Source organism: Arthrobacter sp. fls2-241-R2A-200, from assembly GCF_030209745.1.
Classification (GTDB): domain Bacteria; phylum Actinomycetota; class Actinomycetes; order Actinomycetales; family Micrococcaceae; genus Arthrobacter.
Genome location: NZ_JARVRJ010000002.1, coordinates 126959 through 144505, shown reverse-complemented (window position 1 = coordinate 144505; position 17547 = coordinate 126959). Strand labels below are relative to the sequence as shown.

General features: G+C 63.5%; 17 protein-coding genes. 9 read left to right on the top strand and 8 right to left on the bottom strand.

The annotated features are described in order from the left end of the window. Nucleotides 1–404: 404 nt before the first annotated feature. Nucleotides 405–953 (bottom strand): MarR family winged helix-turn-helix transcriptional regulator, encoded by a 549-nt coding sequence (locus QRN42_RS02835; protein ID WP_284977996.1) that lies wholly within the window; start codon nucleotides 951–953, stop codon nucleotides 405–407. A 108-nt stretch (nucleotides 954–1061) separates the two neighbouring features. Here QRN42_RS02835 and QRN42_RS02830 point away from each other — a divergent pair, with 108 nt between their 5' ends. Next, complete coding sequence (locus QRN42_RS02830; RefSeq protein WP_284977995.1) at nucleotides 1062–2108, top strand: FUSC family protein; 1047 nt, start codon at nucleotides 1062–1064, stop codon at nucleotides 2106–2108. A gap of 233 nt (nucleotides 2109–2341) precedes the next feature. After that, entirely contained in the window at nucleotides 2342–2509 is a 168-nt protein-coding gene (locus QRN42_RS02825) for a YciI family protein (protein WP_410550626.1), read from the top strand. A gap of 5 nt (nucleotides 2510–2514) precedes the next feature. On the opposite strand, the gene QRN42_RS02820 is transcribed toward QRN42_RS02825, so the two are convergent. Both QRN42_RS02820 and QRN42_RS02815 read right to left on the bottom strand, forming a co-directional pair. Next, nucleotides 2515–3957 (bottom strand): HNH endonuclease, encoded by a 1443-nt coding sequence (locus QRN42_RS02820; RefSeq protein ID WP_284977994.1) that lies wholly within the window; start codon nucleotides 3955–3957, stop codon nucleotides 2515–2517. A 94-nt stretch (nucleotides 3958–4051) separates the two neighbouring features. Next, on the bottom strand, nucleotides 4052–5140 hold the full coding sequence (locus QRN42_RS02815) for a PDDEXK nuclease domain-containing protein (RefSeq protein WP_284977993.1): 1089 nt from the start codon (nucleotides 5138–5140) through the stop codon (nucleotides 4052–4054). A 60-nt stretch (nucleotides 5141–5200) separates the two neighbouring features. Here QRN42_RS02815 and QRN42_RS02810 point away from each other — a divergent pair, with 60 nt between their 5' ends. Together QRN42_RS02810 and QRN42_RS02805 are read left to right on the top strand one after the other, a co-directional pair. Next, on the top strand, nucleotides 5201–5692 hold the full coding sequence (locus QRN42_RS02810; protein ID WP_284977992.1) for a DNA alkylation repair protein: 492 nt from the start codon (nucleotides 5201–5203) through the stop codon (nucleotides 5690–5692). Between the two features lie 80 nt (nucleotides 5693–5772). Next, nucleotides 5773–7284, top strand: coding sequence for an FAD-dependent oxidoreductase (locus tag QRN42_RS02805; RefSeq protein ID WP_284977991.1), 1512 nt, complete (start codon nucleotides 5773–5775; stop codon nucleotides 7282–7284). Here the strand turns inward: QRN42_RS02805 and QRN42_RS02800 are convergent. Beyond that, nucleotides 7281–8243: a hypothetical protein gene (locus QRN42_RS02800; RefSeq protein ID WP_284977990.1), complete on the bottom strand. Its 963-nt coding sequence runs from the start codon at nucleotides 8241–8243 to the stop codon at nucleotides 7281–7283. The genes QRN42_RS02805 and QRN42_RS02800 overlap by 4 nt on opposite strands. 152 nt (nucleotides 8244–8395) lie before the next feature. Between QRN42_RS02800 and QRN42_RS02795 the strand changes: the two genes are divergently transcribed. Next, nucleotides 8396–9199 (top strand): thioesterase family protein, encoded by an 804-nt coding sequence (locus QRN42_RS02795; RefSeq protein WP_284977989.1) that lies wholly within the window; start codon nucleotides 8396–8398, stop codon nucleotides 9197–9199. Beyond that, nucleotides 9199–9942: a lipoate--protein ligase family protein gene (locus QRN42_RS02790; protein ID WP_284977988.1), complete on the top strand. Its 744-nt coding sequence runs from the start codon at nucleotides 9199–9201 to the stop codon at nucleotides 9940–9942. The genes QRN42_RS02795 and QRN42_RS02790 overlap by 1 nt, the downstream gene beginning before the upstream one ends. A gap of 21 nt (nucleotides 9943–9963) precedes the next feature. Here the strand turns inward: QRN42_RS02790 and QRN42_RS02785 are convergent, their stop codons facing one another. From QRN42_RS02785 to QRN42_RS02775, 3 genes are all read right to left on the bottom strand, one after another. Continuing rightward, nucleotides 9964–10605, bottom strand: coding sequence for an MBL fold metallo-hydrolase (locus QRN42_RS02785; protein WP_284976505.1), 642 nt, complete (start codon nucleotides 10603–10605; stop codon nucleotides 9964–9966). After that, on the bottom strand, nucleotides 10602–11687 hold the full coding sequence (locus tag QRN42_RS02780) for an S-(hydroxymethyl)mycothiol dehydrogenase (protein ID WP_284976506.1): 1086 nt from the start codon (nucleotides 11685–11687) through the stop codon (nucleotides 10602–10604). Before QRN42_RS02780 ends, QRN42_RS02785 begins: the two co-directional genes overlap by 4 nt. Before the next feature lie 142 nt (nucleotides 11688–11829). Next, nucleotides 11830–12090, bottom strand: coding sequence for a mycoredoxin (locus QRN42_RS02775; RefSeq protein ID WP_284976507.1), 261 nt, complete (start codon nucleotides 12088–12090; stop codon nucleotides 11830–11832). A gap of 146 nt (nucleotides 12091–12236) precedes the next feature. Between QRN42_RS02775 and QRN42_RS02770 the strand changes: the two genes are divergently transcribed. Continuing rightward, nucleotides 12237–13016: an SOS response-associated peptidase gene (locus tag QRN42_RS02770; protein WP_284977987.1), complete on the top strand. Its 780-nt coding sequence runs from the start codon at nucleotides 12237–12239 to the stop codon at nucleotides 13014–13016. Nucleotides 13017–13044: 28 nt separating this feature from the next. On the opposite strand, the gene QRN42_RS02765 is transcribed toward QRN42_RS02770, so the two are convergent. Next, nucleotides 13045–13434, bottom strand: coding sequence for a hypothetical protein (locus QRN42_RS02765; RefSeq protein ID WP_284977986.1), 390 nt, complete (start codon nucleotides 13432–13434; stop codon nucleotides 13045–13047). A gap of 140 nt (nucleotides 13435–13574) precedes the next feature. On the opposite strand from QRN42_RS02765, the gene QRN42_RS02760 reads away from it, so the two are divergent. Together QRN42_RS02760 and QRN42_RS02755 are read left to right on the top strand one after the other, a co-directional pair. Continuing rightward, complete coding sequence (locus tag QRN42_RS02760; protein WP_284977985.1) at nucleotides 13575–13940, top strand: DUF6504 family protein; 366 nt, start codon at nucleotides 13575–13577, stop codon at nucleotides 13938–13940. Between the two features lie 3 nt (nucleotides 13941–13943). After that, nucleotides 13944–17444: a DNA polymerase III subunit alpha gene (locus QRN42_RS02755; protein ID WP_284977984.1), complete on the top strand. Its 3501-nt coding sequence runs from the start codon at nucleotides 13944–13946 to the stop codon at nucleotides 17442–17444. The last annotated feature ends 103 nt before the right edge of the window (nucleotides 17445–17547 follow it).

The window sequence follows — 17547 nt, the reverse complement described above, 5'->3', positions numbered from 1 at the left end:
GCCGCGTCGGGTGGGACGACAAGCAGCCGCTGTTCCGTCCCATCCGACACGCCTAGCGCGTCGAGGTCGCCCACGGTCACCTCGGCCGGTCCCGACGGCTGGCGAAGTCGTTCTAGAACACCACGACCTCAGCTACCGGCTGGCTCCAGACCGCGTGCATAGCGACCACCCTCCGCCATCTGTTCCTGGCGCGCACCCGACTGGGACCTGCTGCCGCGGCGTGAGCGCCGCCGGTCCCGGGCAGCGCGGAATGCGGCATGATCGGACACGCCTACGGCTGATCCACCGGGAGGATCGTTTAACCGGGCAAAGGCTTGTGTTCGCGCGGAACCCGGTAGCGTCGGCTGATGCTCACCCGAAGCGCGCGCTGCTGCGGCTCATCCGCAGGGCTCCAACGCTCCGTTTCACCGATGCTTGCTGGACCCGTCTTGGAGGCCGCGTCCTTGCTCCCATGCGGAGGTCAGCGCCCGCAGGGGATCGACCAAGCCTTCGATGGCCCAGACCGGGGCCTCGGCGAGTAGGGCATCTTCGAGGGCGAGCTGCGCGGGAATCACCTCGTCCACGAGCGCCGCGCCAGTGTCGGTGAGGACGAGCAGGGACGAGCGGCCGTCAGCCGGGTTGGCCGTCCGGCTCAGCAGTCCCCGAGCCTGGAGGGCGTTCAGCCGCATGGTGATCGCGGAGCGCGGGACAAGCAGCGTCTGGGCCAGGGACGTTGGGCTCAGAGGTTCGCCCGACCGGCGCAGCGCGGAAAGCACGTCCAGCTCGCCGCGGGTGAGCCCGTAGTCGGCCAGGAAGGCGTCGCTGGCTTCGAGGATAAGGCGGGAAGCGCGCAGCACGCGGTGGATCACCCCGAGGCTGCTGAAGCTCAGGTCCGGACGCAGCCGGGCCCACTCAAGCTGCATCCGGTCCACGACGTCGCCGTGAGCGGCGAAGCCGTCTGCATCCTGATTCATCCAGCTCCTCCGCGCCCCCGTGGCCGTCGCCTCGGTCAACCACAATAGTAGTTCATAACTGTAGTAACCTTGAGGTACTTCATTCCTGTACCACTTTGGAAGGTTAAAATGACGCAGGCCACCCCCACGCGGTCCTGGTGGGCGGCAGTCTTCGACGTGGGCCCGCATGCCGGCGCCCATTGGACCGCCCTGCGCGCAAGCCTGGCGATCTTCGTCCCGCTGGTGGCGTGCTTGGCGAGCGGTCGCGGCGACCTGCTGCTGTATGCCGCGATCGGTGCCTTCGCCGCCCTGTACGGCCGACACGAGCCGGCGCGGGTACGCCTAGCCATGCAGGCGCAGGCGGGCGCGGTGCTGGTAGTCGGTGTCGTCGTCGGCGCCCTAGTGGCGACCGTCCCGTTCCGGCTCTGGCTGCTCGTCCCGATTGCGGCCGTTTGGGCGGGCGTCGCGGTAGTGCTAGCCGAGCTTGGCCGATGGCATCCGGCCGGAGCTCTCAACCCGGTCTTCGCCCTCACAGCCTCGGCCACGGTCCCGATCGCGCTGAGCACGGTGCCCGCAGCCGCCCTCGCTGCGGCTGGCGCTGCCGTCTTCGCGCTGATGCTCGCCCTCCCGGGTCGCACAGCCCGCGACGGCGGCCCGGTGGGGTATCGGCTCTCGTGGCGCGACCTACGCCGGTCCGACCCGGTAGGCCGCCACGTCGCCCGCTATCTGCTCGGTATCGCCGCCGCCGGCCTCGCCGTCGCGACCAGCGGCATCGGCCACCCCTACTGGACCTTCGTCACGGCGTCCGTCCCCATGTCGGCACCCGACCTGCACGCCCGCCTCACGCGCGCCGCCCAGCGGGTGATCGGCACCGCCGCCGGCCTTGGCGCCGCAGCCCTCGTCCTGGCCGCCCACCCCAGCAGCTACGCCGCGATTATCGTGATCGCCGTGCTCCAGGCGTGCACCGAACTGACGACCGGGCGCAACTACAGCCTCGGCCTGGTCTTCTTCACCCCGATGGCCCTTCTGCTGGGCGATCTCATGCTGCCAGCCTCGATCGGCACGCTCCTGGCCCAGCGCGCGCTTGAGACCCTGATTGGCCTCACCATCGCCCTAGCCGCCACTGTCATCACCCACGAAAGGCGCACTCCTACGCAAGTCAGTCGGCGTGGGTGATGGCTTAAAAAGCCGCTGCATTGCCGGAGTCCAGAACTGGCCACGTCGGTCAACTAGCCTGCGAGTTCTAAGATCGGCCCGTCTCTGGTAGCTTCCAAGCCCCTTACGCACGGTCGCGTAGGGGGCTTCGCTATTAGTACTGGAGACGGACAATAACAAAGTACTTGATCTTGTTCCCGGGGAGGCCATGCAGCTCACGGCGGACGAGCTCGACGTCGCGGCGGAAGCCGGGCATGCAGTCACGCCGGGGCACGTACCCGGGATACACGGTACCCAATGGCGGCTGCACCATCCTGGAGTTGCCCGCGCGTGAAGCAGCAGTTGAGTGGGCCGCGAAGATCGCCGTCGCATGCCGCTGTCTCCAGGAACTCAGAGAGTTCCAGTACGATCCAGCCAGCTAAGGCCGTTAGGGGCCGCCTTCATCTGCCGACGCCAGCCAATCCATACGTTCGCGGCCTGGTAGGGGCGGGGCCGTGGACCGGTAGGTGTGTCCGGTGGGGGTGCTGACGTTCAGGGTATGCCGGGGGCCAGACTCGCTTCTGACAGACCAGCCAGGGTTTTCTTTGGTGTGATTGCAGGCTTCGCAGAGTCCCGCGCCGTTTTGGATGGACGTAGGACCGCCCAATTGCCACGAAACTATATGGTCGATGTGGCGGATGGGCGCATCACAGTAGGGGGTTCTGCATGCGGTATCCCGGGTCTCGATGAAACGCCGGAGCCGCTGGGGGAATAGCCGGGCTTTGGAGTCCGAAGCGAGCAACTCGCTCGTCGCAGGTGCTGTGTAGAGCCGGCGAAGCCACACACGGAAGTCGATGTCGACGGCAGCGGCATCTGCTCCTGTGCCGGAAGTCCGCGTCAGCTCCCCAGGTTCGCTTGGTTGAAGTAGTTTCCGTGCCCATCCTGCGGGGACTGTTCCGTAGCCTTTGAGCCGTGCTGGTTCGCTGTCGCCTCGGAACAGGGTGCGGTCCGTCATGACGAGTTGGACGTCGACGCCGGAGATTCCGCCAGGGGTGCCGGTGACGCGTTCCACGAGGGTGTCCGCCATGAGTTGTCCCCGGGATCGCTGATCGCCTGCAGACCGGAGCGAATCGGCGGTGCGGGTCAGCGCGGCGTAGGCGGCCACTCCTTGTGCTGCCGGCAAGAGGGCGGTCAGATAGGTCATGGTATCGGGCGCCGGGCGAAGGCTGACGGTTCGCTCGCTGGCGGCGTGGGCGGCACGTTGGGTGACCGAGCGGGGATCACGGCGGTAGGCGGCGGCTTTTGCCGCGGTGATGATGGCCTTGTCCCCAGAACCATTGAAGGTCCCGGTATCGGCGGCGAGTTCCTCATCCACCGCACAGCGATCCTCCACCGACAGGCACGCTGTTTCCTTCACCAGCAGTGTGGCGCGCCATTCGTTGAGCTGACCCGATTCCAGTGCGGCCATAGTGCGAGGCATCTCCGTGACCAAGGCCTTTGCCAAACCCAGCAACCGGCCGCCCCGGTTCGGCGACTCACGACGGGCCAACGCTACCTGCGCGGCGACACCGCCACCCCGCTGGGCAGCAGGAACACCGGCTGCCGCTTGTTCTGCGCGCTGGGCCAGGTCAAATGCGACCGCGATTTTGGCCTGCAAACTCGAGATGGCCGACTTCATATCCTCCAAAGCGCGCAACTGATCGATCAGATCACGGCTGATGGAACCATGACCCACCGAGCCGGGCTGCTCCGAGACCGTACCGTTCGCCACCGGACGTGGAGTCACTGATGCAGGAGCTGGGCCGGACCGTCTCGAAACAGGCCGGGGCGGGGAAGGCAGAAGCGCAGCACCTATAGCTGTGGCTACGTGCCTATCCCGAATCTGCTCCATGCCCCTACTCTGCCAAGGGGCACTGACATTATTAGCTCGCCACAGCGAACGCACTAGATGCCGCCCATTGCACCAGCGGTCAGAGACCGCTGACCTACCCCTCCACCCCCTCCGTCTGGTTCGCCAACTCGGCTTCCAATGTCTCGATGCTCGGCAAGCTCCCAATCAGCTCCTCGGGTAGCGAGTCGGCCAACGACGTTCGCCACTCAGCAATCCCCACCGGGGCTTTGAAGCCACGCAGGGCGTACTCGGCCACCACGCTGTTCTTCTCCTTGCAAAGCAGCAGCCCGATAGTGGGCTTGTCATCCGGGTGTGCCATGAGATCGTCAACCGCAGCCATGTACATCCCCAACTGCCCGAGGAAGCCGGGCTCGAACTTCACAGCCTTAAGCTCGATCACCATGTAGCACCGCAGCTTCAAGTGATAGAACAGCAGGTCCGCTAAAAACTCGTCGCCGGTAATTTCCAGACGAACCTGCTCGCCAACAAAGGCGAAACCTTGACCCAGCTCCAGCAGGAACTTCTCCACATGCTTCACCAACTGCACCTCCAAATCGCGTTCGGTGTGCCGTTCGGCCATGGCGAGGAAGTCAAAGACATAGGGGTCTTTGGTGGCTTGCTGGGCGAGGTCCGAGTCGGCCCGAACCATGGTGGAAGCGAAGTTGGTGATGGCCTGCCCGGAGCGCTCGTGCAAACGGGTGGAGATCTGATGCGTCAGGACGTTCCGGGACCAACCATGCTGGACGGCTGCCGCTGCATACCAGAGCCGCGTGGCGGCGTCGTCGAGCTTTTCCAGCAAGGCGATCTGGTGGTACCACGGCAATGTTGCAAGCGGTGCTTGCAACATCGGGAAGTCCGGCCACGCGTGGGCGAAGCTCTTCATGTACCGAAGGTTCCTGGGGGAGAATCCCTTCGCCCCGGGGAAGCGTGAGCGGATGTCAGCGGACAGCCTCGTGACCACTTTGGCGCCCCAGCCTTCCTGGGATTCGCGCTCGGCAAGCTGCCGGCCGATGCTCCAGTAGGAATTCAGCAGCTCAGCATTGGCGGCAGCGACGGCACGAGTCCGGCCAACACGAACTTCCTGAGCCACGGTGTGGAGCAAGTCCGGATACCACTCGGGCATGGAGGAGGCTCCCGGGACGCCCGGAAAGGAAGCCTCGGTTGCTAGCTCTTGGGACGTCATGTGTCTCCTGTCGGTTGCTGTTGGCCACACGCTATGGGCGGGCACTGACAAAATGGACGGGTGAGTGAAGCCGGTGAGTTCGTGGACTACACACTGCAGCGCGAATCGTCGTGGGAGAAAGCCGCAGAAGCCAGCGAGCGCCTGGGCGAAAGCGTGAAAGTGTATGGGGCATCTGTCGGGGCCGTCCGCGGAACCATCCGTGATGCCTTGAAGAAGTACAAGGCCCTGAGCCACGATGACATCACGGCGTTGAGCTCGGAACTGTGGTCGGAGCCTGTATTCGAACGCCGGCTGGCAGCGGTGGTGTTGTTGCAAGCCCGGGTGAGCTTGCTGGTCAACACCGACCTCACACGGATCGAGGGCTTCGTCAGGCAGGCCGGCACGCGGGAACTGGTGGACCCGTTGGCCAAAGATGTGGTCCGGCCGCTGTTGGCCCAGTTGGAGGGGCTGGCACGCGAGCGCGCGGATCGGGTCATGGACCGTTGGGCAGAGGACCCGGACCCGGAATTGCGGAGGGCTGCCGCGCTCGCGACAGGCCGTCCAACCCCTTGATAAGGACCAGCGACCCGCCTACCGTTGCCATCAACACATGCCAGGTGCCAATTCCGTGAATTGAGAGGCAGGGTTGTTTGATGAAATCGCTGTGGCTGGACAGGGAATCCCACTTCGCGTCCGATGCCCTACCGGATGAAAAGCATTGGGACACCATCGTTGTGGGTGCAGGAATCACCGGGATGGTGGCGGCCTTGCTGTTGTCCAGGTCCGGCCAACGCGTGGTGGTGTTCGAGGCCCGGAGCCTGGGCGCGGTGACCACCGGGAACACCACGGGCAAGTTGAGTTTGCTCCAGGGAGGGGCGCTCTCTGCCCTGCGCAGCCAGTACTCCTTGAAAGTGGTGCAGGCCTATGTTGAGGCCAACAAGACAGGGCAGGCGTGGCTGACGCAGTACATGGAGCAGCAGGCCGTCCCGTTTCAGCGCCGAACGGCGGTCACGTTCGCAACTACTGGCGACGGCGGCCAGCGGCTTCGCAAGGAGGCGGCGGTTGCGCGGGACGCGGGTTTGGATGTCCATTTCAGCCGTGACCCCGGACTTCCGTTTCCCGTGGTCGAGGCCTTGGAGTTGGAAGACCAGGCGCAACTTCATCCCATGGAAGTCCTGGATGCCCTTGCCAAGGACATTCGGGGACACGGTGGCGTGATTGTCGAGGGCGTGCAGGTGCAGAATGTTGGCTCCGGCCAACCGATGGAGGTTTCCACCCGCAAGGGTACGTTCACAGCAGACGCGGTGGTGGTGGCCACGGGAACGCCCATCCTGAATCGCGGCCTTTATTTCGCCAAGCTGGAACCGAACCGCTCGTACGCGGCCGCCCTCCGTCCGCCGGCGGGCACTACGGTCCCGCAAGGTATGTACCTCTCCATCGACTCGCCCACACGCTCCCAGCGCACCCACCCCACACCGGAAGGAGAGCTCCTGCTCGTCGGTGGATATGGGCACACCGCTGGCCGTGCGGCATCTCCGCAACAACATCTGGACGACCTCCTCGGGTGGGCGCAGGAGCATTACCCGGGGTCCGAAGTTACCCACACATGGTCCGCTCAGGACTACCAAGCGACCAACCTCATGCCTTTCTTCGGGAAGCTGCCGCGGGGGCATGGCCGGATCTTTTTCGCCACTGGCTACAACAAATGGGGCCTGAGTAACGGGGTGGCGGCGGCCCTGTCCCTTACCTCAGACCTTCTGGGCGGGCAATCGGATTGGGCGAGCGTCATCCACCATCGCGTCACGTCGCCGCAGGGTGCACTCCAGGCGGTGCGACTTAACGCGAGTGTCGCCAAGCGAATGGTCGAGGATAGAGCGAAGGTCCGGAACAACCCTGAGATCACTGACGAAACCCGGCCACCCGAGGGGATGGGCGTCGTCGGGCTTTATCAAGGTGAACCGGCAGCTGTTTCAACCGTCGACGGCAAAGTATGCAGGGTGTCGGCAAGTTGCGCCCACCTGGGTGGCCTGCTCAGTTGGAATGACGCCGAGAAGTCGTGGGACTGCCCGCTCCATGGGTCACGCTTCACCCCCGAGGGCAAGTACCTTGAAGGTCCGGCAACCCACCATTTGCAGAAGACGGTGGGTAAAAAGAAGAAGGATTAGCTCAGCCGGTCGACGCGCCGCTGTGCTTGGTCTGCGGTGCGTCGATGCTCCGTGGCGGCCCTGACGGCAACTTTCTTGTCAGCCTCGGCTGATTCGGCGTCGCGGGTAATTCCGATGAGTTGCGCTTCAAGGGCTGCCAGGCGTTTCTTCAGGTCCCTGATCTCCGCTTCGACGCCTGACCTTCGGCTCGCCAGCTCCTTCACGACGTCCCACGCCTTGGACGCTGCCTCCTCGGCGTCACGGGCCAACCGATCCGCTGATGCGAAGTGGTCCTGCGCCTCCCTGCGCGCTGCTGCGCGTTTGGCGGCACGGCGTTCGGCCAGGGAGGTCGCCTGCTCCCGCGGTTCGTGATCAGGACGTGGGGCGGTGCCGGCGGAGCGCTCCTTAGCTGCCTGTTTCTTAGCGACCTGGCCCTTAGGCGGCGCGGTTTCACCGGCGTCGAACGTGTCTTCCGGTCCGCCCGCCGCGATGGCGCCGGTGAGGTCCACCGGGTCAAAACCGTTCCCGCTGAGGGCTCGGACTAATCGGCCGGTCGATACGGCCCGGGCGGCCCCGGCGTCGGCCATGGCTGCCCGGAACGTTTGTTCGACGTCGGCAGCTGCGGCGGCACTCAGCGGCGCACCGAGCTCATGTGCCAGGTCCTTGGCGGCGTGAACTGCCGAGGTGAGTTGCCCCTGCCGATGTTGGCTGAGTTCGCGGAACGCTTCCGTGTCCGATTCAGCTTGGGCGTCTCGAAGGGAGGCGCCAAAACGGGCGACGCCGTCGATCACCTCGGGCTTGTGGACGGCCAGTATGTTGACCGCCCAGGCGCCCGCGGCAGGCTTGGCAAGCCCGGCAATTTCCTTGGCCACATCCTTGTCGCCTGCGTCCTTGGCTTTGCGCGATAACGCGGCTCGCTCAGCCGTGAAGTCCCGGGGCAGCACGGTGTACAGCTGCTGCGCAGCGTCACGGAGGTCCATGCACCCATCCTAGGGTTCTCCTTGGCGGCCACTGTGGGTCGGGATCCACGGGTCGTGATGAGGCAGGGTCGTGATGAGGCCGGGTCGGATGGGGCAGACATCAGCGGATAAAGTTGTCTGAGTTGACTGCTGGATCGGCGAAAGGCTTGGGTTTGACTACTGCAATACCGGAACTGGCGGACGGCAATTTCTACTACGAATCCCTGGGCGGGGGCCGATACCGCTCCACGATCCACGCCCAAGGTGCTTGGAATCCCGAAGAACAACACATGGCACCCGCGTCAGGCATCCTCGCTGACGCCCTAGTCCGCCACGAGCCCCGCGAGGACGTACGGATCGCCCGGATCAGCTACGAAATCCTCGGCCTCATCCCGGGCGGCGAGTTCCAGGTGTCCACCTCAACCCTGCGACCCGGCCGGACCATCGAACTCATCCAAGCCGAGCTCTCCGCCCGTGGCCGGGTGGCCATTCGGGCGGCGGCATGGCGGATGATCACCAGCGACACCAGCGCAGTGGCTGCAGTGGAAGACCGGCCCTTGCCCGCGCCCGACGAGTGCAAGCCGTGGGATGGAGCCATCGTGTGGCCCGGCGGCTACATCCGTTCGTTGGAAATGCGCGTCGCCGAAGGGCACCGTCCGGGATCCGGAAGGGTCTGGATAAGGTCTGAGCATCCCCTGACGGACAAAGAGGACAGCAGCGACCTCGCCCGGCTGATGGGACTCGTCGACACGGCCAACGGCATCGCCGCGCGCGTACCTCCTGGGCAAGGCAGCTACATCTTCCCGAACGTGGACTTGCAAATTCACATGTACAGGGCTCCCTCGGGGGAGTGGCTGGGGTTGGACAACGAGGTTTCCTTCGGCTCTGATGGCATCGGCCTGACCTCCACCGTGCTGCACGATATCAACGGACCATTCGGCAGGGCCGAGCAGATCCTGACACTAAGGAAAAGCTGATGACCGTGCCGTTGCCGCTTCCCCTCACGGTCTACCGGCAGCCGGAATCGTTGGGAGCAGGGCATGACCTGGATTTTGCCTTGGAGCTGCTAAGGCGGGCCCGAAGCGGCCAGTTGGGGCCGACGTTGCGCCTGTACCGGCCCGAACCCACCGTCGCGTTCGGCCAGCGGGACGCTAACTTGCCCGGATTCGCAGCCGCGGAAGAAGCCTGCAGAAACCTGGGCTTTGAGCCATTGGTCAGGAAGGCCGGGGGACGGGCAGCTGCCTACAACCCGGGCTCACTCGTGATTGACCACATAGAACCCCATGCGGATGCGATAGTAGGGGCCAAAGCACGTTTCTCGGTTTTTGGCGAGTTGCTCGCTGGCGCCCTTCGCAGCGTCGGCGTCCATGCCGCCGTCGGCGAAATTCCCGGGGAATATTGCCCCGGCGAGTTCAGTGTCCACGGAGAGGACCCGGATTTCCCGGCCCACCGTATAAAACTGATCGGTACAGCCCAGCGTGTGGTGTCCGGCGGCTGGTTGTTCAGTTCCGTGATCGTGGTGGAGGACTCTGCGCCCATCCGTGAGGTCTTGACGGCGAGTTACGCTGCGCTGGGCCTTGACTGGGACCCGACGACGGCGGGTGCCGCCAACGATCTGCTGCCCCACGTGGACGTCAGCGCAGTGGAAGACGCCGTGGTCGCCGCGTATGGCACCTACGCCGACGTGCTCGACGGCGACTTCAGGACGCTTCTGGCGTAGGTGCCCTGCGTGGGTGGATGGTTAGTGGCCCCGAGCTATCCATTCGTCCAAGTGCGGCTTTTCCGCGCCGATAGTGGTCGAATCACCGTGGCCAGTGCGCACCACAGTTTCCTCCGGCAAGGTGAGTAGCTTGGTCCTGATGGATTCGATAATGGTGGGAAAGTCGCTGTAGGAACGGCCGGTCGCCCCAGGACCGCCCTGGAAAAGCGTGTCACCGCTGAACAGGGTCTCCGCGGCGGGTAGGTGGAAGGACACTGATCCAGGCGAATGGCCCGGAGTGTGGATGGCTTTGAGCGCAGCACCAGCCACGGTGAACTCGTCACCGTCCACGATCTCAACGTCCGGGGCCGTGTCAGGGAACACCGCCCGCCACAGCATCATGTCGTCAGCATGGAGGTGAACGGGCGCCTTGACGAGCTCCGCGAATGCCCCTGCGGACGCGATGTGGTCGTCATGTCCGTGCGTGAGCAGTACGGCCTTTACCGCGCGCCCGTCGACGGCGGAGCGAATGGCTTCGGGGTCATGGGCAGGATCAATCACGATGCACTCGGAATCGTCCCCGACGATCCAGACATTGTTATCCACGTCCCAGGTGCCACCGTCAAGGGAAAACGTGCCGGATGTGACCACGTGATCGATGCGGGGGCTGCTTGCGGAGCTCATAGTTCAACAACCGAGCGCAGCACAGTGCCCTGGTGCATCTTGTCGAACGCTTCTTCGACGTCGTTGATGGTGATGCGCTCGCTGACGAAGGCGTCGAGATCCAGTCTGCCCTGTTTGTACAGGTCCACCAGCATGGGGAAGTCGCGGGATGGCAGGCAATCTCCGTACCAGGACGATTTCAAGGAACCACCCCGCCCGAACACGTCCAGCAGGGGCAGTTCCAGGGTCATCTCCGGTGTGGGAACGCCCACCAGTACCACCGTTCCGGCGAGGTCCCGCGCATAGAAAGCCTGCTTGTACGTTTCCGGCCGTCCGACCGCGTCAATGACGACGTCGGCGCCGAAGCCGCCGGTGAGTGCGCGGATTGCTTCCACGGGGTCCCCGGCGGAGGAATCCACCGAATGGGTGGCTCCAAGCTCTTTGGCACGTTCGAGCTTCTTCGCATCGATGTCGACGGCGATGATGGTGGTGGCGCCCGCGAGCGCTGCACCAGCGATGGCAGCTGTGCCCACACCGCCGCATCCGATCACGGCAACGGAATCGCCGCGCTTAACGCCACCGGTGTTCAGGGCCGCACCCAACCCGGCCATGACGCCGCAGCCGAGCAGGCCGACGGCGGCAGCATCGGCGTCGGGGTCCACTTTGGTGCATTGCCCGGCGGCAACAAGTGTCTTTTCGATGAAGGCGCCGATGCCCAAGGCCGGGGAGAGCTCCGTGCCGTCCTCGAGGGTCATTTTTTGGGTTGCGTTGTGGGTGTTGAAGCAATATTGTGCTTGGCCGCGGTTGCAGGCACGGCAGTTGCCGCAGACAGCGCGCCAATTCAGGACCACACGGTCCCCGGGGACGACGTTGGTGACGTCCGGGCCCACTGCGCTGACAACACCGGTGGCTTCGTGGCCGAGCAAGAACGGGAAATCGTCACTGATGCCGCCGAGCTTGTAGTGAAGATCGGTGTGGCAGACGCCGCTGGTGAGGATGTCCACCAACGCCTCACCGGGTCCCGGTTCGGGAACCAAGACGGTTTCGAGGGTTGCGGGTGCGCCCTTGGAGCGGACGACGACACCTTTGACTGCGTGGACCATGAAATGTTCCCTTCGGCCGTGCGGAGAGCAGGCCTGCTTAAAGCAGCAGGGCCCGCTACGGATTTCCCGTTCTGTCTATCACACGTGGCAGACAGTATGTGGAATGTTTCCGTGCGGGCCCGGGGCGCGGGCGCCTCTACAGCTATACGACGGCCAGCCGGCTCTCGACGTCGGAAGCGGACGGGTTGGTGGCGGCCGTTCCGTCGGGGAAGAGCACGGTGGGGACAGTGCGGTTGCCCCCGTTGAGCTGCTCGACGAGCTCGGCAGTGCCTTCGACTTCTTCGATATTGACTTCGGTGTAACCGATGCCCTTGGCGTCCAGCTGCTTCTTCAGGCGGTTGCAGTATCCGCACCATGTGGTCGAGAACATTGTGATGGTGCCGGATTCGGGAGTGAAGTCCATGGGCTCTCCTCTGTAGGTATTCTTGCGGCTGCAGGTAGCTGTAGCCCTTGATGGGTCCGTTCCTACCAACGGTATCCCGGCACTGAAAAATTCCCCGCCTCGGTGACCTGCTGGTGCCCTGCCCGGGTAAAGGGCAGACTGTTGGCATGTGTGGACGATATGTGATGGCTCGTGCGGTGGGGGATTTGCTCGCCGATTTTGATGCTGAACTGGACAGCGAGAATGCCCGCAAGGAGATCGCCCTCGAAAAGTCCTGGAACGTGGCGCCGACCGATGCCGTTCCTATCGTGCTGGAACGGCTTCTCGACGACGGGCCGAAGCGGCAGTTGCATGTTGCCAAATGGGGACTGGTGCCATCCTGGGCCAAGGATGCCAAAGGCGGTGCCCGGCTCATTAATGCACGCAGCGAAACTGTCCTTGAAAAGCCCTCGTTCCGGAAAGCTGCTACTGCCCGGCGTTGCGCCGTCCCGGCGGACGGGTATTACGAGTGGAAGAAGGGTGAAGGCAAGAGCAAGCAACCGTACTATGTGCACCCTGGGAACGGTGCGGCGTTGGCGTTCGCCGGGTTGTATGAGTGGTGGAAAGACCCATCGGCCGCTGAGGACGACCCCGGCCGGTGGCTGCTGTCCATGTCCATCCTCACAGCCGACACTCCAACCGCTGAATCCGCCCAGACCAGGCGCAGCGCCTCGGTGTTCGATGAACTGACAACCCTCCATGACCGCGTGCCGCTGCCCATGAGCAGGGAAACCATGCAAGCGTGGCTCGATCCGCGGGAGAAGGATGCCGCGGGTCTTGTGGAGATGGTCCGTTCGAGGGCGCACGACGCCGCCGCCGACTGGACGCTGGACCCGGTGGGCACCGCCGTCGGGAATGTCAGGAACAATTCCCCGGAACTTATCGAACCCGTCCAGGGCCTGTTCTAACCCGTTCTTCGGGTTTACCCGCGACGCCTCAGAGTGCCTCAGCGACTGGTACGCCTGACTGGAACTCCCTGCCGTCGGCTTCGCTGAAGGCTGTCATGATGTGGCCTTTGCTGAGCCCGTGGATGGCGGAGGCAGGGAAATTGCCGGTGATGACGTTGCCGGAGTGCTCCACGCCCTTGATGTCGTAGTTCTCCTCCGCGCTGAGGGAGTGATTGAACGAGAAGAACGACACTGCTTCGCCGTTCATGAATTCAATGCCGAGCCTGCGCTGGGAGGAATAGTCGGGGCTGGCCGCGACAAGGCCTACAACGTAAGCGCCGGAGCCCGGTATGGTGCCGTCGATTTCGAACCGGGCCACGAGGTTGCCGGCAGTTGCGGTGATGCTGACCTGCTTCAGGAGTGCGTCGTGGGTGCTCATGCCCCAATCCTGCTCTGTGGGCTTCCCGCCGTCCACCCCTGAACTTCGAAGTAGGTTTTGTCGCCTGGGCGTCGTAAACTTGAAGTATTCGAACATACTTTCGAATAGACAATTCGAATGGGCAGGCAAGGAGCGTGGAGATGGGGCTGTTCAGCGAGTCCGTGGACGTCACCTGCACCGACACCGGCCAGCCGCAGGCGGTCCAATGGAAAGGGACCCGGTACACAGTCTGCAGCGAACCCGTCCGATGGTTCGAACGGCGCCAATGGTGGGCCGAAGAAAACCGGGCGCCCCTCGGCAGCGGAGCCGGCCTGGTGGACCACGAGATCTGGCGGGTGCAACTCCAACCCGCCCATGATGCCACCGACTCCACCCGCACCATCACCCTCGACCTTGTCCGCTACGTTGGCAGCCACATTGGCGGCCACACAAGCAACCGGTGGAGACTCCTGCGCATCCACGACGCCGCACCAGCCAAGGCCGTCGAACCCGATGAAGCAGCGTGACCCTTGAGCTTCACCCACTTGCACGTCTCCACGGCATTCAGCGCACACTACGGCGTCTCCTGGCCCGATGAACTGGCCCAAACCGCAGCCGCAGACGGCGCAACAGCGCTCGCCTGCACAGACCGCGACGGCCTCTACGGCACCGTCAAACACCTCAAAGCCTGCATGAGCGCCGGCATCGACCCCATCGTTGGGGTCGACCTCGCGGTCTTCGACGACGACGGCGACCACCGCACCCAAGTCGCGGGCCGCGTCGTCGTACTCGCCCACGGGAACAACAACGGCGCAGGCTACCGCGCCCTCTGCCGCCTCGTCTCCGACGCACACGCCCGCACCTCCGGAAAAGCCGGAGGCGCCATCCCCGCAGCAGTGACCCGTGCCGAACTCGCTTCAAGGATCTTGGACCCGAAAACCCTCAAACCGGTCCTCACAGTCCTGATCGGGCCTGACTCGGACGCCGGACGGGCCATGGGGGGACGTAAATACCTCAGGCCCCGCACCCTCTTCAAACAATGGATCGACGCCATGCCGCCAGGTACCGTCGTCGCCGAAGTCGTCTCCCACCTCAGCGCCCCCGGAATACCCCTCAGCACAGCCCACGCCGTCCGCATGCTCAAGCTCGCCCTCGAATACAACGTCCCCGCCGTCCTCACCAACGCGGTCCGCTACTGCGCCCAGGACGGCGCCCCCACCGCAGATGTCCTCGACTCCGCACGGACACTGAAATCACTCCCCGAACTCACCTCCGAGCCACTGCTTCAACCCACCGGACAGGGATGGCTCAAAAACGGGCAACAAATGCTCCAACTCGGCAAAGAAATCATGCATGCAGCCGGACAAGGACAAGCCGGGCTCCACAAATTACTCGCCAACACAGAAGCGCTCGCCGACAAATGCCGCATGGACCCCGTAGGAGACATGGGATGGAAGAAGCCCGTGGTTCCCGAGTCATCCATCATCGGCATCGACTGCGATCCGATGATGGAACTCTCCCAGCGATGCGAAGCGGGAATCACCCGCAGATTCCCAGGCATCAAAGGCCCGGCAAGAGAACAGCTGCGCTCGCGGTTGGACCATGAGCTGGGGATCATTGGAAAACTCGGATTCGCCCCGTACTTCCTCACCGTGGCTGAAGTCTCGCGGATGATCATCGCCATGGATGTCAGGGTGGCAGCACGCGGTTCAGGGGCATCGAGCCTGGTGAACTACCTGATCGATATCAGCCAAGTAGACCCAATCCGGCATGACCTCATTTTTGAACGATTCCTGTCAAGCCGACGATCAACACTTCCGGATATCGACCTCGACGTTGAAAGTGCCGAACGGCACAACGTTTACCACAAGATCTTTGAACGTTTCGGGCGGGAGCGCGTCACCCTGATGAGCATGCAAAACGGCTACAGGGCCCGGGGCGCCGTGCGGGATGCGGGAATGGCATTGGGGATGGATGAAGGCGAAATCGGAGAAATTGCCAAACAGCTGTGGAGGTTTTCGGCCCGTCATTTCCGTGAAGCACTGGTGGAGAAGCCGGAACTGAGGGATTTTGCCGGCAGGGTGGAACGCAGTGGCCATGAAGAAAACCAGCAGCTGGACCTTCTGGTGGACCTCACCGAGAGGCTGGACCGGTTGCCCAGGCACATTTCCATGCACCCGTGCGGGGTGATTTTGGGAGACGCCACGCTGTTGGATCGGACGCCTGTGCAACCAAGCGGGTTGGGGCTGCCCATGAGCCAGTTCGACAAACATGACATGGATCCCATGGGCATGCTCAAGCTCGACGTCCTGGGCGTACGGATGCAAAGCGCCATGGCCTATGCCGTCCGGGAAGTCATTCGCTTGCACCCTTCCAAAGCCGAAGTTGTGGAAGCCGGAAAACATCCGGTGGGCCCTGATGGCTCAGGTCCGGACTATATCGCCCCCGATGGCAGGATCGAGCTCAATGCGGTGCCGTTCGACGACGAACCTACTTATGAGCTGATCCGCAGTACCCACACGCTGGGCTGTTTCCAGATTGAATCTCCAGGGCAGCGGGAGCTCATCGGGAAAATGGCCCCCCGCGAGTTCAATGACCTCATCATCGATATCTCCTTGTTCCGGCCCGGACCCATGAAATCGGACATGGTGCGGCCCTTCTTGGAGCAAAGGCACGGATTTGCTCCTGAAATCTATCCACACCCGGACCTCAAGCCTGCACTGCAGGAAACCCACGGAGTAACTGTCTTCCACGAACAGATCCTCAGGACCTTCCACATCATGACAGGGTGCGGACTGGACACGGCAGATGAGTTCCGACGAGCCCTGGGCGATGAAATCCTTGAGCCTGAGGTCGAGAAGAAGTTCCGACGCGACGCGATCAAGAAATATCCTCCAGAGGTGGTTGACAAAGTGTGGGCAACGTTGAAGGCCTTCGGCAGCTTCGGTTTTTGCAAAGCCCACGGTGCCGCCTTCGCGGTGCCCACCTATCAATCGGCATGGCTCAAAGCCCATCATCCCGAAGCGTTTCTGGCCGGCTTGTGGGAACACGATCCCGGCATGTACCCCAAGCGCCTCCTGGTCGCCGAAGCGCGGCGACTGGGGATCCCCATCCTGCCCTTGGACATTAACCGCAGCCAGGCTGAATACCGGGTGGAAAAAATCCAGGAGGGCAAGGACGCCGGCAAGTTGGGAATCCGGTTGAGCCTGAACGGTATCTATGGACTCTCAGGAGCTGAACTGCGAAGGATCGCGGCGGGGCAGCCCTACGATTCCCTGGCAGATCTCCGGGCTAGGGCGCGGGTCAGCAAGCCAAATATTAAGAGGCTGGCCCAGCTTGGGGCCTTTGATGCGTTGCATAAAGACTCCGGGGGAGTGGCGAACCGGGCCGATCTGGTCCAGCACCTGCAGTCCCTTCAGAGTGCTCCCTCCAGGAAACCCAGGGATGTTATCGACGGACAACTGGCCTTTCCACTTGGCGATGTGGAGTTGAAAAACCTGGTCCCGGAACTACCTGCGCCCACCTTGGTGGAAAACGTCCGGGCGGAGCTCGATCTAATGGCTGTCGATGTCAGCGAGCACCTTATGGGCAGCTACAAACCATTGCTGGACAAGCTCGGGGTCACTACTGCTGACAAGCTCCTTGGCTTGCGAAACGGGAGTGAGGTTTTGGTTGCCGGAGTCCGGGTCGCTACCCAAACACCGCCGATGAGAGGGGGCAGGCGCGTAGTCTTCATCAGCATTGACGATGGCACCGGTTGCGTCGATTCTGTCTTCTTCCACGAGGCGCAGGAAGAATCCGGCCCCCTGCTGTTCGGTACCAGGTTGCTTTTGATCCGCGGAACCACCCGCCGGACCGGCCCCAGGGGAATCAGCATAAGTGCCAGCAAAGCGTGGGATCTCAGTTCCCCGGAAACATTGCCCTATGGAGAGCTCCTGCCCAGCGGGGCCGGCTTGGATGATGAATTCACTCACGACGGACCGCTGCTGGGCATCTCCAGGAACCTGGCCATCACCGGATTGGGAAGCTGAAACGCCGGGACCGCCCTGCTTTTGCCGCCTCGACGGAAGCGGATACGATTGACGGTGGCTGGCTGTGGTCCCCGTACGCCACAAGCTATGAAGCCTCAACCAT

Excerpts from the sequence above, each read along its gene's own strand:
- QRN42_RS02835 (WP_284977996.1), bottom strand. The coding sequence starts at position 953 with ATGAATCAGGATGCAGACGGCTTCGCCGCTCACGGCGACGTCGTGGAC.
- QRN42_RS02830 (WP_284977995.1), top strand. The coding sequence starts at position 1,062 with ATGACGCAGGCCACCCCCACGCGGTCCTGGTGGGCGGCAGTCTTCGAC.
- QRN42_RS02825 (WP_410550626.1), top strand. The coding sequence starts at position 2,342 with ATGCAGTCACGCCGGGGCACGTACCCGGGATACACGGTACCCAATGGC.
- QRN42_RS02820 (WP_284977994.1), bottom strand. The coding sequence starts at position 3,957 with ATGGAGCAGATTCGGGATAGGCACGTAGCCACAGCTATAGGTGCTGCG.
- QRN42_RS02815 (WP_284977993.1), bottom strand. The coding sequence starts at position 5,140 with ATGACGTCCCAAGAGCTAGCAACCGAGGCTTCCTTTCCGGGCGTCCCG.
- QRN42_RS02805 (WP_284977991.1), top strand. The coding sequence starts at position 5,773 with ATGAAATCGCTGTGGCTGGACAGGGAATCCCACTTCGCGTCCGATGCC.
- QRN42_RS02800 (WP_284977990.1), bottom strand. The coding sequence starts at position 8,243 with ATGGACCTCCGTGACGCTGCGCAGCAGCTGTACACCGTGCTGCCCCGG.
- QRN42_RS02790 (WP_284977988.1), top strand. The coding sequence starts at position 9,199 with ATGACCGTGCCGTTGCCGCTTCCCCTCACGGTCTACCGGCAGCCGGAA.
- QRN42_RS02785 (WP_284976505.1), bottom strand. The coding sequence starts at position 10,605 with ATGAGCTCCGCAAGCAGCCCCCGCATCGATCACGTGGTCACATCCGGC.
- QRN42_RS02780 (WP_284976506.1), bottom strand. The coding sequence starts at position 11,687 with ATGGTCCACGCAGTCAAAGGTGTCGTCGTCCGCTCCAAGGGCGCACCC.
- QRN42_RS02775 (WP_284976507.1), bottom strand. The coding sequence starts at position 12,090 with ATGGACTTCACTCCCGAATCCGGCACCATCACAATGTTCTCGACCACA.
- QRN42_RS02770 (WP_284977987.1), top strand. The coding sequence starts at position 12,237 with ATGTGTGGACGATATGTGATGGCTCGTGCGGTGGGGGATTTGCTCGCC.
- QRN42_RS02765 (WP_284977986.1), bottom strand. The coding sequence starts at position 13,434 with ATGAGCACCCACGACGCACTCCTGAAGCAGGTCAGCATCACCGCAACT.
- QRN42_RS02760 (WP_284977985.1), top strand. The coding sequence starts at position 13,575 with ATGGGGCTGTTCAGCGAGTCCGTGGACGTCACCTGCACCGACACCGGC.